General features: G+C 40.0%; 14 protein-coding genes. 11 read left to right on the top strand and 3 right to left on the bottom strand.

Features of this window, described 5'->3' with window-relative positions:
- The first annotated feature begins 116 nt into the window (after positions 1-116).
- The 5 genes from CDZ94_RS06055 to CDZ94_RS06035 all read left to right on the top strand — a co-directional run bounded on the left by CDZ94_RS06055 (position 117) and on the right by CDZ94_RS06035 (position 4,950).
- Positions 117-704: a hypothetical protein gene (locus tag CDZ94_RS06055; protein ID WP_096435616.1), complete on the top strand. Its 588-nt coding sequence runs from the start codon at positions 117-119 to the stop codon at positions 702-704.
- 225 nt (positions 705-929) lie between these two features.
- Complete coding sequence (gene dapD / locus CDZ94_RS06050) at positions 930-1,652, top strand: 2,3,4,5-tetrahydropyridine-2,6-dicarboxylate N-acetyltransferase (RefSeq protein ID WP_096435615.1); 723 nt, start codon at positions 930-932, stop codon at positions 1,650-1,652.
- 30 nt (positions 1,653-1,682) lie between these two features.
- Entirely contained in the window at positions 1,683-2,816 is a 1,134-nt protein-coding gene (locus CDZ94_RS06045; protein ID WP_096435614.1) for an N-acetyldiaminopimelate deacetylase, read from the top strand.
- A gap of 380 nt (positions 2,817-3,196) precedes the next feature.
- The gene (locus CDZ94_RS06040) at positions 3,197-4,498 is read left to right on the top strand and encodes a hypothetical protein (protein WP_096435613.1); all 1,302 of its coding nucleotides are present in this window, start codon (positions 3,197-3,199) and stop codon (positions 4,496-4,498) included.
- Positions 4,499-4,704: 206 nt separating this feature from the next.
- Positions 4,705-4,950 carry a YkuS family protein gene (locus CDZ94_RS06035; protein ID WP_096435612.1) on the top strand — a complete coding sequence of 82 codons (246 nt, stop codon included), beginning with the start codon at positions 4,705-4,707 and terminating at the stop codon, positions 4,948-4,950.
- A gap of 348 nt (positions 4,951-5,298) precedes the next feature.
- Here CDZ94_RS06035 and CDZ94_RS06030 read toward each other — a convergent pair whose 3' ends face one another.
- On the bottom strand, positions 5,299-6,135 hold the full coding sequence (locus tag CDZ94_RS06030) for a mechanosensitive ion channel family protein (protein ID WP_096435611.1): 837 nt from the start codon (positions 6,133-6,135) through the stop codon (positions 5,299-5,301).
- A gap of 344 nt (positions 6,136-6,479) precedes the next feature.
- On the opposite strand from CDZ94_RS06030, the gene CDZ94_RS06025 reads away from it, so the two are divergent.
- The 4 genes from CDZ94_RS06025 (at position 6,480) to CDZ94_RS06010 (ending at position 9,593) form a co-directional block, all read left to right on the top strand.
- On the top strand, positions 6,480-7,031 hold the full coding sequence (locus CDZ94_RS06025; protein ID WP_096435610.1) for a peroxiredoxin: 552 nt from the start codon (positions 6,480-6,482) through the stop codon (positions 7,029-7,031).
- A gap of 109 nt (positions 7,032-7,140) precedes the next feature.
- Positions 7,141-7,587, top strand: coding sequence for a redoxin domain-containing protein (locus CDZ94_RS06020; RefSeq protein WP_096435609.1), 447 nt, complete (start codon positions 7,141-7,143; stop codon positions 7,585-7,587).
- A 260-nt stretch (positions 7,588-7,847) separates the two neighbouring features.
- Positions 7,848-8,774 (top strand): peptidoglycan recognition protein family protein, encoded by a 927-nt coding sequence (locus CDZ94_RS06015; RefSeq protein ID WP_096435608.1) that lies wholly within the window; start codon positions 7,848-7,850, stop codon positions 8,772-8,774.
- Between the two features lie 150 nt (positions 8,775-8,924).
- Positions 8,925-9,593: a potassium channel family protein gene (locus tag CDZ94_RS06010; RefSeq protein ID WP_096435607.1), complete on the top strand. Its 669-nt coding sequence runs from the start codon at positions 8,925-8,927 to the stop codon at positions 9,591-9,593.
- A 249-nt stretch (positions 9,594-9,842) separates the two neighbouring features.
- On the opposite strand, the gene rnjA is transcribed toward CDZ94_RS06010, so the two are convergent.
- Both rnjA and CDZ94_RS06000 read right to left on the bottom strand, forming a co-directional pair.
- A complete protein-coding gene (gene rnjA, locus CDZ94_RS06005; RefSeq protein ID WP_096435606.1) occupies positions 9,843-11,507 on the bottom strand; it encodes a ribonuclease J1 in 1,665 nt (554 codons plus the stop codon).
- A 2-nt stretch (positions 11,508-11,509) separates the two neighbouring features.
- Complete coding sequence (locus CDZ94_RS06000) at positions 11,510-11,719, bottom strand: DNA-dependent RNA polymerase subunit epsilon (protein WP_096435605.1); 210 nt, start codon at positions 11,717-11,719, stop codon at positions 11,510-11,512.
- A gap of 494 nt (positions 11,720-12,213) precedes the next feature.
- On the opposite strand from CDZ94_RS06000, the gene CDZ94_RS05995 reads away from it, so the two are divergent.
- Both CDZ94_RS05995 and CDZ94_RS05990 read left to right on the top strand, forming a co-directional pair.
- Entirely contained in the window at positions 12,214-12,540 is a 327-nt protein-coding gene (locus CDZ94_RS05995; RefSeq protein WP_096435604.1) for a hypothetical protein, read from the top strand.
- A gap of 223 nt (positions 12,541-12,763) precedes the next feature.
- Positions 12,764-13,546, top strand: a complete 783-nt coding sequence (locus tag CDZ94_RS05990; protein WP_096435603.1) for a Cof-type HAD-IIB family hydrolase — start codon at positions 12,764-12,766, stop codon at positions 13,544-13,546.

Below are 13,546 nucleotides of genomic sequence, written 5' to 3'. Positions count from 1 at the left end.
TTGAGAGCTTCATCCCATGTAATTTTATTATCTCCGGTTTTTTTATGATTTATGAAAAAAGAAGGTTATATGGATGGAAAACGGGAAATAGAAAAATAGAGAGGAGGATGTACATAATGAAACTAAAACATTTAACACTAGCTCTCATTCCAGCAATCATCATCGCAACAACAATAGTATTCACAGGGACACCACAATCTGAACTAGAGGTTACAACTGATTATCATAGTGAACGCCATGCAGTAGGGACTCATTTGCAACAAGCCGTCCAGCCATTAGTGAAAGGTGTATCTACTGAGACAAGTGAGGAAGTAGCATCTTCGTACATGATTCTTTTTAATGACACACAAGCAAATATCGGCCATTCAGTGGAATCACTTCAAGATCAAGACCGTGACGTGATAGAAGAAGGGATGTATAACGGAGGTCAATATTATGATTACGGTGACTACACTTATTTCGTCAACCCCGAAACAGAGCTCATAAATGCGATTGTGATTCGTGGTGATGAGTATGATGAAGATTGGGAGACGTTCGACAAAGAATTAGCAGATAAACAAGTCGAAAGTTTTCACAATGAAATGGACAATCTTTGGATAGACATTTATGAAGCTGGTGAAGGTGAAATCGTCGTTGAACGGATAGAGCCAAATGGAGAACCGCTTTATGTTTGGTATACAGAGGAAGGGTTGTTTTATGATTGAGGCAAAAGTCGGCATTTGCCGGCTTTTTCTGTTTTTAGCAATTAGCTTGCTCCAGATCAAATCTACTTCTGCCTTTTCTTCTCTTTTAGTCAGTATTTGAATCGAAATAATTCGCACGTTTACAACAAGCAAAGAAAACATTCTCCATTGCATTTTTTAAAATTACTGACTATCATTAGGATGTGTATTTTACATTTACCCAATATTATTAGGAGGAATTTAGCCATGAAAATGATGGATGCAAATGAGATTATCCAATTTATCTCAAATAGTGAAAAATCAACGCCGGTAAAGGTACATATTAAAGGGAGTGACCTTGAAGCGGTGGATTTCGGTGAAAATACTAAGACGTTTATTCAAGGAAACACTGGCGTTCTTTTCGGAGAATGGAAAGACATCGAGAACGCGTTAAATGAAAACAAAGACCAGATAGAGGATTATGTGGTGGAAAACGACCGTCGTAACTCTGCGATTCCTATGCTCGATATGAAAAATATTAAAGCACGTATTGAGCCAGGCGCGATCATTCGTGACCAAGTTGAAATCGGTGAAGGCGCGGTTATTATGATGGGAGCATCTATCAACATCGGTTCTGTTGTCGGTGAAGGAACGATGATCGATATGAACGTTGTAATGGGTGGTCGTGCAACTGTCGGGAAAAACTGCCACATTGGTGCAGGTACTGTCCTCGCGGGTGTTATTGAGCCGCCATCTGCTAAGCCCGTCGTAGTAGAAGACGGCGTCGTTGTAGGCGCAAACGCAGTTATTCTCGAAGGTGTAACAGTTGGGGAAGGTTCCGTCGTTGCGGCTGGCGCGATTGTAACTGAAGACGTGCCTCCAAACACAGTTGTTGCAGGTACTCCAGCTCGAGTGATTAAAAAAATTGACGAGCAAACAAAAGGAAAAACGGAAATCAAGCAAGAGCTTCGTAAATTAAACGACGAGTAAGACTTGTGATCAGATAAAAGGAGTAATTCCATGAGTATTGATTCTGGGCGTCTTATTGAAGTGAGACGTGAGCTTCATCAAATTCCTGAGAGTGGCTTTCAAGAGATAAAGACGCAAGCATTTTTGCTCGAATTTATTAACCGATTGCCGCATGAACATTTAGAAATTAAAAAATGGCGTACCGGGTTGTTGGTTCGTCTTAACGGAAGCCAACCAGAAAAAACATATGGCTACCGAGCAGATATTGATGGTCTGCCGATTAAAGAAGAAACAAACTTGGCCTTTTCATCAAATCATGAAGGGTACATGCATGCGTGCGGCCATGATTTTCATATGACGATCGGGCTTGGAGTCCTCTCTCATTTTGCAGAAAACCAGCCAAAAGACAACCTCGTTTTTGTCTTTCAACCAGCAGAAGAAGGCCCTGGCGGCGCAAAACCTTTACTTGAATCGAATGAGTTTCTAGAGTGGAAGCCAGATGAAATGCTAGCTCTTCACATCGCTCCTGAGTATCCAGTAGGAACTGTCGCCACAAAGCCAGGATTACTGTTTGCTAACACGAGTGAGCTGTTTATCGATTTGAAAGGACAGGGAGGACACGCAGCCCTTCCTCATATGGCAAATGATATGGTTGTCGCTGCAAGTCATCTCGTCACTCAGTTTCAATCGATCGTTTCTCGAAATGTAGCCCCACTCGATTCTGCTGTTTTGACAGTCGGGAAAATCAGTGGAGGCACGAAGCAAAACATCATTGCAGAAGACGCTCGTGTTGAAGGGACGATCCGCACATTATCGATCGATTCCATGAGTGTTGTTAAAAAACGAATTGAAGCTCAGGTTAAAGGAATCGAAGCAAGCTTTAACTGTCAGGCGAGTATTGATTACGGGGCAAACTACTGTCAAGTATACAATGACCATGAAATAAGTAAACGGTTTATGAATTTTACTGAGAATCGGTCTTCGGCAAATTTAATCGAATGTGAAAAAGCAATGACCGGAGAAGACTTTGGTTACTTTTTAGAATCAATACCGGGAATGATGTTTTGGCTAGGCGTAGATAGTGTAAGCGGATTGCACTCGTCTACCCTAAATGCGAAAGAAGAAGCCATTCCGTTTGCAGTTGACCTTCTCGTAGATTTTTTCACAGAAATTCAATCGAACTAATTGTAAAGACTGCCTTAGAGGTTCTTAACTTCTTTAAGGCAGTCTTTTTAATGGAAGTGACTTAAAAAATGAAGCAAGGACAATACAAATCTGAAGCTATTCTGCACAAAAGTGACTTATTTCCTAAACAGAGCATTGTTGTTATCAAAGAAGTTAACAATGAGTTTTTGTATTGTGGTAAGCGAAGGTGGCGACTCCAGCGGGAACAGCACGATTCTTGAGACCCCGCAGGAAGCGTATTTCTTCCGAGGAGCCTTGAGCTGTACCTGCGAAAAGAGTCCACCGAAAGCGAATCAAAATACTAACAATAGGCTTTAACAGAGCCTTTGAAAAATACATTTCCGGTATATTTTAACCGTTATATGAAAGGGAGGAAAAGGATGAAAAGGATGAAATATTGCGCAGCTTTGTTCGTACTGCTTGGGGTCACTAGCTGTTCAGTTGGTGAGGATTCTGCCTCGGAAACAGAGCAAACGGTTTATACCTATCAAGAAGAAACAAACATATCCTATGAAGGTGACGAAATTGTCCCATCCTCATACCAGCTTTCTATCCCTCAATCTTTTACTAGAGTAAAGAACATTGAGGTGCTGATGCCGGAACAAATGTTTTTTTTACGAGAGCATGAAGACATACCTTTTGCTTATCATGGTCAAAACTTCCGAACGATTCGAGAAGATCAGGCGTCGTTGGTCATGGAGCCACAGAAGAAGTTCTTTTATCATCTCTTTTATCATCCAGATCTAGATATTTTTTCTGAAGAACCCTCAGAAGAAGAACAAGATGCTATGTACAAAGAGGCTAGACAAGCTGCTGATAGTGATTCAGAAGAACAGGTAAAGAAATTTAAAAAAGAAAGCATAACAGGAGGTCCTGGGGTACCACTACTAGGGGAAGATGAGTGGAACAGTGAAGAGTTCGAGTCAGATAAAGACATTGGACCTTATGAATATATCGTTAAATTTGAAAATGATGGAGGGTTTGACGTTTATGAGCTCTTCGGCGAAAGTGAGGATGACTACTTAAAGGCGACAGTAACCATTCCAACGGCAACAGATGAATACGAACGGATCTTGGAAGAAATGCTAGATGTGCTGCATACTCAGACATATGAATTGGATGAGGATCTTGTTGAAGAACCAACAGGGCAGGAGGAGAGAAAACAAACGTTTAGTTATACACCGTTAGAAAAAAGTGACGTTCCCATTCCAGAAACAAGCTTTTCGTTTGAGTTAGAAAACTATGGATATGATAAAAGGAGCGTATCACCTTTTCTCCTTAATAGTTATTTTCAATTTTCCACGCTGATTGAACGAGATAACGGTCCTGGGATTTCAGATAACGGAAAATTCCTTTCTAAATTAACAATTAAAGCAGAAGCGATTGAAGACGCTGTACAACGAGAATCAGACATTCGTGAACTTAAACCAGAAGACCTGATTATTGCACAAGACGATCCAGTTTTTGAGGTAAAAGAGCTTCACGAAGACGAAACAAGTGACATAGGAATATTTACGACCGGCCGTCACGTCACTTTTGTAGATTACGAGGAATACTATTTTTCAACAGAAACAGAAGACACGGTCTTCCACATTGATTTCAACCTTCCAAAAGATTTTGATGATTACGATAAGCTTCGACGTATTTATATTGAAGTGATGAGGTCGTTTGTTAAGAGTTAAGAAAAATCGACGCAGGCGCCTTGCGATTTTGTTCAAGGATAGGGATTTATAAGAGCCGCAAGTCTCAAGGGAAAAGCATCCTTGAGACTTTAAAACATGCAAGCTGACGCTGTTTTTAATAAAAAACACAAAATGGGTAAGATTAGAATTTTTGGGTACAGTATAGGTGAAAGGTCATTCCTAAATTTTCATAAGGAGGAAACGTTATGGCTAGAGTTGGTGTAGAACAATCCCTATCTGATATTCAAGAAGCGCTGCAGCAAAGAGGTTATGATATTGTCCAGCTTAAACAAGAACAGGATGCTTCAGGGTGTGATTGCTGTGTTATTAGTGGGCAGGATCAAAATATGATGGGTATGCAGGACGCGCAAACGCAAGGCTCCGTCATCAATGCTCACGGAATGAGCGCAGATGAAGTGTGTCAGCAAGTAGATCAAAGAATTCAACAATAGAAGAGTTGGTAGACAGAGGAAAACGAATGCTTCGTTTTCCTCTGTCTTTTTATGTTGTTGTGGAGTACGGCAGTTGTCGATATTTTTGTTTATTTGTCGAATTCTCGACATCACAAGCATTTCCGCTGATAAATAACTAATTTCCGCTGATATCTCACACATTTCCGCCGATATATGGCTAATTTCCGCTGATATCTCACTATTTTCCGCTGATATATGCATAGACAAGCGGATCAAAAACATAAAAAGCAATTAAATAACTGCTTTTCACTCTAAATCATAAAGAAAAGAGTAAAATTTACAGAAAAAAAGCGCCTCTATGAAAAGAGACGCGTGAAACAAACAACATTATTCTTTTTTCTCAATATAAACTTGGTGCGGGAACGGAATTTCAATCCCATTGGCATCCAATGCTTCTTTGATTCCTTTACGCAATTTTCGTTCTAAGCCCCATTGTTCCATGTTTTTCGTTTTGGCAATTACGCGGATGACGACGTCGCTATCACCTAAACTTTGAACGCCGATAACGTCAGGACCTTCTACGACCGTTTCATCATCAGCAGCTACGCGGTCACAAACGTCTTGAATGACAGTGATCGCTTTGTCAATATTATCATTATACGATATGCCAATATCAACGAGTGCTTGCATGTTAGAGCGTGAATGGTTGCTGAGTGAACCGATTTCCCGGTTAGGTATGTAGTGAACCGTTCCATCAAAACTGCGTAGTCGGGTCGTTCTTAAACCTACTTCTTCAACTACGCCATCAATTCCGGCGACGGTCACGTATTCCTCAACTTCAAGTTGCTTCTCCAGAAGAAGGAAAAATCCAGTAACCACATCACTGACTAACCCTTGTGCACCAAATCCGATCGCTAATCCGACAAGACCAGCGCCAGCAATAAGTGCTGTTACGTCATAATCAAATAACCCGATCACAATGGTGACAACGATAAACAATAACACATACGAAAAAATATTGATTGATAACTTCTCCAGCGTCTTTGTCCGCCCGGGAGACATGTTACGTTGGGTACTCATTCGCTCAAAGCTAGAGGAAATCACCCTTTTCCCAATGGCTCGTACAATAAAGTAAACAATAAGAATTCCGATGACCTGTAAAGCTAAAAGAGCTGCTGCGAGTAAAAATCCTTCCCAATTTATTGAGGTAAGCCAATCGTTCATAATCTCACTCTCCTTATCTGACTATTTTCACTAAAATTGTTGAACGATGTCATTCATTTTAATATACCCAGGTTATAAAGACAATGAAACGTTAAGAGTATAAAAAAGTTTCTCGCAATATCTTTGGACGCTATAAGGCGTATTATTTTCATTAAGTCGAATCCTTCGTTATAATAGATTCTGTTGGTGCTTTTTCGATTAAATTTCTCTAAAATGGGAATAATGACGAAATGTGTACTGCAGTGTAAAATAGAAAAGAAAATCAGCAGATGTTGACTGATTAGAATTCTTTTCTTATAATAATCATTGTAATTAATAAGACCACTACTCAGGAGGGATTACATATGTCAGAAAAACGTATGGTAGCAAAACAAGCTCCACGATTTGAAATGGATGCTGTATTGGCGGATAAGGAATTTGGAAAAGTAAGCCTAGAGGAGAACATGAAGCAAGACAAGTGGACAGTTCTTTACTTTTATCCAATGGACTTCACATTCGTATGTCCTACAGAAATCACTGCTTTAAGTGACCGTTACGATGAGTTTGAAGACCTTGATGCAGAAGTAATCGGGGTTTCTACAGATACGGTCCACACTCACCTAGCTTGGATCAACACGCACCGTGACGATAATGGTCTCGGTGAACTTAAATACCCATTAGCGGCTGATACTAACCACCAAGTATCTCGCGAGTACGGTGTACTTATCGAAGACGAAGGTGTTGCACTTCGCGGCTTGTTCATCATCAGCCCTGAAGGCGAGCTAATGTACTCTGTTGTTAACCATAACAACATTGGTCGTGACGTAGATGAAACGCTACGTGTTCTTCAAGCACTTCAAACTGGCGGACTTTGCCCTGCAAACTGGAAGCCAGGTCAAGAAACGTTAAAAGTGTAATTCACTTTTAAACGGGTAAAATAAAATCAACGAGAAAAGGTCTAGCAAAATGATTTTTGTTAGGCCTTTTCTATCATACATAATAAACTAAATCGGAGGGACTTAAGATATGAAGCTACGTTCACTAATGCCGGAACTAGAAGGTGCTACAGAATGGTTAAATGGTCAAGTAAATAAAACTGACTTAGTCGGGGAAAAACCAACACTGATCCATTTTTGGTCCATCAGCTGTCACCTTTGTAAAGAAGCGATGCCTGACGTCAATGAATTTAGAGATAAATATAAAGATCAGTTAAATGTGATGTCTGTTCACATGCCTCGCTCTGAAAAAGATTTAGATTTAGAAGAAATTAAAAAAGTCGCTGCAGAGCATGATATTACGCAACCGACATTTGTAGATAGTGAACATAAACTAACAGACGCCTTTGAAAATCAATACGTCCCAAGCTATTATGTGTTTGATGCTGAAGGACAGCTGCGTCACTTTCAAGCAGGTGGCGGTGGCATGAAAATGCTCACCAAACGCGTCAATCGTGTTCTTGGGATTAAAGAGTAAATAATGCAAAAGGAGGTCGAGTGTCGCTGAGGCGACAAACTCGGTCTTTTTTTTGGTGTTTTTAGCATTCTGAGCATAAGGCAGAGAATGCATGCACGCTCAAAAAGCAACAAACTTTACAGAAACAGCGTTAAGAAAAGATCACAACGTGATATTTATAATACAAACTGAGAGGTTATTAATTTTTTTTTGATAATTTCTTCAAATATCTCCCCAATTTTCATTTCAATCACCTACCTATTAAATGAGGTGATGTAAAGATGAAAATAAAAGATCTAAGAAACCAGTTGGTAACCCATGCAACAAAACGTTATACCAAAAGGAAGCGAAGAAGTATTCAAACAATAGCCATTCACCACAGTGCCACAGTAAATGGGAGCGCACAGGCTTTTGCGAGATATCACGTAGAGGAGCTCGGGTGGCCGGGTATTGGTTATCATTATGTGATCGATAAGGTGGGGCAAATTGCACAAACGAATGCCCTCGAAACTGTCAGCTATCACGTAGGGAATGCAAACAGACAAGCATTAGGTATTTGTCTTGTTGGTGATTTTACGAAAGAGAGGCTAAACGATGAACAAGAAAAATCCCTTCATGTTCTGTTAGAATCATTAATGAAATCATTTAGGCTTTCTACCGAAGACATTCTAGGTCATAACGAGTTTCCTGGTTACAATACAACCCAGTGTCCGGGGTTCGATATGGTTGAATTAAGACATTCACTAGAGGAAGCACTAACAGGCGTGCAAAAGGTAAATAAACCGACTGAAAGCAAATTGCTACGACGAGGCCAACAAGGGGCGGACGTAAAAGAGCTGCAACGAGACTTAACTAAACAAGGGTATATACTTGGACAGGTAGATGGTATTTTCGGTCCACTAACTGAAAAAGCGCTCAGAGAGTTCCAAAAGGATCATTCTCTTTTAGTAGATGGTATTTATGGACCTGAATCTACGCGAGCGTTAAAGGGTTCTTCAAAAACACGAGAGCGGAATTTGAGCTTGCGGGACCCATGGATGAGAGGGGAAGATGTAAAAGCTGTGCAAAGGGCTGTTGGAGCTGCGGTTGACGGCATTTTTGGACCGGAAACAGAGCGAGCAGTCAGACGGTTCCAGCAGCGTAATAACCTCATTGTTGATGGAATTGTCGGGCCACAAACGTATAAAGCTATCGAAAAACGAGAGTGAACAGTTGCCAAATCGTAAAAGCTACTGCTATGATAAAGAAAACTTGGCTTACCGCCCTTATTCTTTAAAAGAAGTTAAAGTATAAAGAAAAAACGAGTAGCTAAAAAGACATTGTATAAAATCATTTTCAGATTAAACTGGGGGAACAATATGAAAAAGCAATTTGCAGTTATTGGCCTCGGACGTTTCGGGGGAAGTATTTGCCAAGCTTTGAATAAGCAAGGAATGGAAGTCCTCGCCATCGATATGGATGAAGATAAAGTCAACAAATTTGCCAACATCGCGACTCATTCCGTTGTTGCAGACTCAACGGATGACAATACACTCAAAAGCTTGGGCATTCGTAATTTTGATCATGTTATCGTTGCCATTGGGGATAATATTCAGTCTAGCATCTTAACGACGCTGATGCTTGTTGAACAAGGTGTAAGGCATATTACCGTGAAAGCGCAAAACGACTATCATGAAAAGGTCTTGAATAAAATTGGTGCTCATAAAGTTGTGCACCCTGAACGGGATATGGGGATTCGTATTGCCCACAACATTGTTTCAAAGAATGTCCTTGATTATCTGGAGCTTTCAGATGAATATAGTATTGTAGAGCTTATGGCTGGAGGTCTTGTTCATGGTAAAACGATTGTTGACCTTGATATCCGTGCTAAGTATGGCTGTAACATCATGGCGATCAAACGTGGCGGCGACATTAACGTGTCACCTCAGGCCGATGAATATTTAGCACGGGGAGATATTCTTATTGTTATTGGAGCAGACAGTGATATTAACCGATTAGAACAGTCGTTGTTCGATGATGATGATTAGAAGACTGCTTTAACATTACGCTTATCTTTCAAAAAAAAGTGCCTGAGAACGAGTTGTTCTCAGGCACTTTCGTTTTTCTTGAGAGTGAAGAAAGGATAAAAATCTACGTTTCTTTAAAAGATACAAATTTATAGAGCGGACTGCTACCTTCACGCCGTTCGTCTCGTGGGTAAAGCATCCTTGAGACTTAAAACATGCGGCGGAAGCTGACGCTGTTCTTAATAAAAGACCGCTTTGCGGTTTTTCTTATTACACTTCCATTATAATCGGAAGGATCATTGGTTTACGTTTTGTTTTTTCATAAAGGAATGGTCCTAATACGTCACTTATTTCATTTTTAATTTCAGACCATTGTGTGGTTTTTCGTTCCATCATGCCATCTAAATGAGACGAGAGCATCTTTTGAGCTTCATTAATAAGGTCGCTCGATTCACGCATGTACACAAATCCTCGGGAAATAAGGTCAGGTCCTGCGGTCACTTTAAACTCTTTCATATTTAAGCTGACGACGACAACAACGAGTCCTTCTTCGGACAAAATTCGGCGGTCGCGTAACACGATATTCCCAATATCACCAATGCCGCTTCCGTCAACGTAAATTGATCCGGATGGTACTTTTCCGGCTAGGCGAGCATCGTCTTTTTCAAGAGCAAGAACGTCGCCATTGTCCATTAAAAAGCAATTTTCTTCAGGTATACCGCAACTTTCGGCAATATTAGCGTGCATTTTTTGCATTCTGAATTCACCGTGAATCGGCATAAAGTATTTTGGTTTGACTAAACGAAGCATTAACTTCATTTCTTCTTGTCCACCATGACCCGACGTATGAATATCGTTTAGGGAACCATGAATTACATTGGCTCCGGCACGATAAAGCTGGTTGATGGTTTTACTTACACTTAACGTATTCCCTGGAATTGGTGACGATGAAAAGACAACCGTGTCGCCAGGGATGATTTGAATTTGACGGTGTGTTCCAAAAGCGATTCGTGAAAGTGCTGCCATGGGTTCACCTTGGCTTCCTGTACAAAGAATCGCAACTTGATCGTTTGGAATTTTGTTTAATTGAGACGCGTCAATAAATGTATTTTTAGGCGCTTTAATATAGCCTAATTCCAAGCCAATGTTAATGGCTGATTCCATACTTCGACCAAATACGGCAATTTTTCTGCGATATTTTACTGCTGCTTCAACGGCTTGTTGCAACCGGTAAATATTTGAGGCAAACGTAGCAAAAATAATTCTGCCTTCCACACTGCGGAAAATGCTATCAATACTTTCGCCAACCTTGCGCTCACTCATCGTAAATCCAGGCACTTCACTGTTTGTACTATCTGATAACAGGCATAACACGCCTTCCTCACCGATTTTTGCCATTCGAGTCAAGTTGGCAGGTTCACCTACTGGAGTGAAATCGAATTTGAAATCACCGGTATGAACAATGTTGCCGGCAGGTGTTTTGACAACCATACCGAATGAATCAGGAATGCTGTGGGTTGTTCGGAAGAAAGAGACAGATGTTTTTTGGAACTTGATCACATCATCTTCTTGGATTTCAATCATTTTCGTGTTCCTTAACAACCCGTGTTCTTCCAATTTATTCCGAAGAAGGCCTAAGGCTAGCTTTCCGCCGTAAATTGGAATGTTGACTTGGCGAAGAAGGTAGGGAACGCCTCCGATGTGGTCTTCGTGCCCGTGTGTAATAAACAATCCTTTAATCTTATCTTCATTTTTAGCTAAATACGTATAGTCAGGAATCACGTAGTCAATTCCTAATAACTCATCTTCAGGGAACTTAATACCAGCATCAATTAAAATGATTTCGTCTTGAAACTGGACAGCGTACGTGTTTTTGCCGATCTCACCCAACCCCCCGAGGGCAAAGACCGCAGCTTGATGGTTTTTCGCTTTCATGGTTACGCTTTCTCCACTTTAAAGTCTTCGTCTTGTTGTTCGTAATTTAAATAGTCTTCGCTCAAGGGGGTCACGAATTCAATGTTATAGTCTTTTTCAGTTAACTTTTTACGAACCTCTTCTTCTGAAGTACCTTCAATATAGAGTGAATGGGTGTTTTCACGTACAGGAACTTCCTTAATTGTTTCTTGATAAAAAACTTTAAAAATCATAAAATCCTCTCCTTTTATATTTAAGTAAAATAATGACCGATAGAAATGAGTTTGTTATACGTATGTATGTCTTTAGTTTTATACTTGATCTACTAACTATGTATTCCCCTACGAGTATAATGAAGCTTTCAAGTTATTTTATGTCAGTGCTCAAATTGAAATATTCGGACGTTTGAACAACCTCGTTATTGAACATTCTTCATTTTAAACGAGAACCCTTCTTTCTCCAACGAGAAAGAAGGGTCATCTCGATGATTACGCGTATATGTTTTTAGGAAATAGATCGCGACATCGTTTTAATAACCGTTCTCTCCACCTTTTCAACATTTTAAACCCTCCTCGCTATATATTCAAGACTGGCATTTTGATTTAATTTTTAGTATGTAGCTTTAGGTGCGGAAAGTTGCGAGGAAAACGTTCCCATTCACTAATTAACGAGTAAAGTGTTTTTATTTTGGGTAGACAATAGTAACACTCGCTGCGGAGGGGTGCTGATGGATAAGCATACTTATTACGTCTCGATTAACCAAAGAAGTAAAATTGAGCTTTTTCCTGAGCAGACAGATTCAAATCTAATTCAATACGAAGTGAGCGTGAATGATAAGGAATTAGAGGAGTTGAACAAGGTCATTTCCCGATTTGAAGGCAAAGATATAGAATCAGAACATATTTTTGCAAGACCGTTTAACGAATCGGCAGCTGACGGCGATAAACAAACGTTAAAACGAGACACGAAAGCATTATTTAACCTAATCGAACGGTACGGAACCGAAGATAAAAAGATAAACTTGAGGAGCTTTGAAAATAAGCATAAAGATTAGCAACCAAGTTTACTCCATTGAAAAAAGAAGTCCTCTAGAGTGAGGACTTCTTTTTTTGTTTGGGAACTTTTATAAAAGGTTGTTGCTAATTGTTTTATAATGAGCTTTTAACGGATTTCACGTATCTCGTCTCAAGGGAAAAACATCCTATTAGACGGATATAAGGAAAAATGGTACATTATCAATGGTAATGACGCCATAGCTATGGAGGGGAAGAAACGTTTTGAGCGAAAATAAAGTAGTATTTTTAGATATTGACGGCACGATCTTAAACGACGAAAAAGAAATTCCGGAATCAACAAGGGAAGCTGTGAAAAAACTGCAAGACAACGGTATTAACGTAGCGATCGCTACAGGGCGGGCTCCCTTTATGTTTCAATATTTATTAGAAGAGTTGGCTATCGATTCATTCGTAAGTTTTAATGGTTCTTATGTTGTTTATAAAGGAGAGACAATTTTTGATACTCCATTAGAAACAAACCGCCTTCTACATTTAGAAAATGATGCTCTGGAAAAAGGCCACCCGATGGTTTTTCTCGACAGTGAAACAGGGAGAGCCAACCATTCAGATCACCCATTTATTCATAATAGCATGGGGAGCTTAAAAATGGACCATCCTCCTCATGACCCACAGTTTCATCTCTCAAAGAATATTTATCAAGCATTGCTGTTTTGCGAATCAGAAACTGAAAAACATTATTACACGAATCACCTTGACTTTGACTATGTGAGATGGCATGAGAAAGCCATTGATGTCCTGCCACCAGGTGGATCAAAAGCAAAAGGCATTGAAGAAATGTTGAAAAAGTTAGGTATTCCTGTTGAAAATACGTATGCATTTGGAGACGGATTGAACGACCTGGAAATGTTAAAGTATGTTGGGTGCGGTGTAGCAATGGGCAACGCGGTGCCTGAAGCGAAAAAAGTAGCCGACCATGAAACGGATCACGTAGGTGATGACGGGATTCATAAAGGGCTCGTTTCTTTAGGACTTATTGAAGAATAA

Origin of the sequence: Alteribacter populi (assembly GCF_002352765.1) — a bacterium.
Classification (GTDB): domain Bacteria; phylum Bacillota; class Bacilli; order Bacillales; family Salisediminibacteriaceae; genus Alteribacter; species Alteribacter populi.
This window is presented reverse-complemented; position numbering and strand designations above follow the sequence as displayed.

What these genes read in the sequence shown, in the direction of transcription:
- CDZ94_RS06020 (WP_096435609.1), top strand. Translation starts at nt 7,141, where the DNA reads ATGAAGCTACGTTCACTAATGCCGGAACTAGAAGGTGCTACAGAATGG.
- CDZ94_RS06010 (WP_096435607.1), top strand. Translation starts at nt 8,925, where the DNA reads ATGAAAAAGCAATTTGCAGTTATTGGCCTCGGACGTTTCGGGGGAAGT.
- CDZ94_RS06040 (WP_096435613.1), top strand. Translation starts at nt 3,197, where the DNA reads ATGAAAAGGATGAAATATTGCGCAGCTTTGTTCGTACTGCTTGGGGTC.
- dapD (WP_096435615.1), top strand. Translation starts at nt 930, where the DNA reads ATGAAAATGATGGATGCAAATGAGATTATCCAATTTATCTCAAATAGT.
- CDZ94_RS06035 (WP_096435612.1), top strand. Translation starts at nt 4,705, where the DNA reads ATGGCTAGAGTTGGTGTAGAACAATCCCTATCTGATATTCAAGAAGCG.
- CDZ94_RS06025 (WP_096435610.1), top strand. Translation starts at nt 6,480, where the DNA reads ATGTCAGAAAAACGTATGGTAGCAAAACAAGCTCCACGATTTGAAATG.
- CDZ94_RS06045 (WP_096435614.1), top strand. Translation starts at nt 1,683, where the DNA reads ATGAGTATTGATTCTGGGCGTCTTATTGAAGTGAGACGTGAGCTTCAT.
- CDZ94_RS06030 (WP_096435611.1), bottom strand. Translation starts at nt 6,135, where the DNA reads ATGAACGATTGGCTTACCTCAATAAATTGGGAAGGATTTTTACTCGCA.
- CDZ94_RS05995 (WP_096435604.1), top strand. Translation starts at nt 12,214, where the DNA reads ATGGATAAGCATACTTATTACGTCTCGATTAACCAAAGAAGTAAAATT.
- CDZ94_RS06000 (WP_096435605.1), bottom strand. Translation starts at nt 11,719, where the DNA reads ATGATTTTTAAAGTTTTTTATCAAGAAACAATTAAGGAAGTTCCTGTA.
- CDZ94_RS06055 (WP_096435616.1), top strand. Translation starts at nt 117, where the DNA reads ATGAAACTAAAACATTTAACACTAGCTCTCATTCCAGCAATCATCATC.
- rnjA (WP_096435606.1), bottom strand. Translation starts at nt 11,507, where the DNA reads ATGAAAGCGAAAAACCATCAAGCTGCGGTCTTTGCCCTCGGGGGGTTG.
- CDZ94_RS06015 (WP_096435608.1), top strand. Translation starts at nt 7,848, where the DNA reads ATGAAAATAAAAGATCTAAGAAACCAGTTGGTAACCCATGCAACAAAA.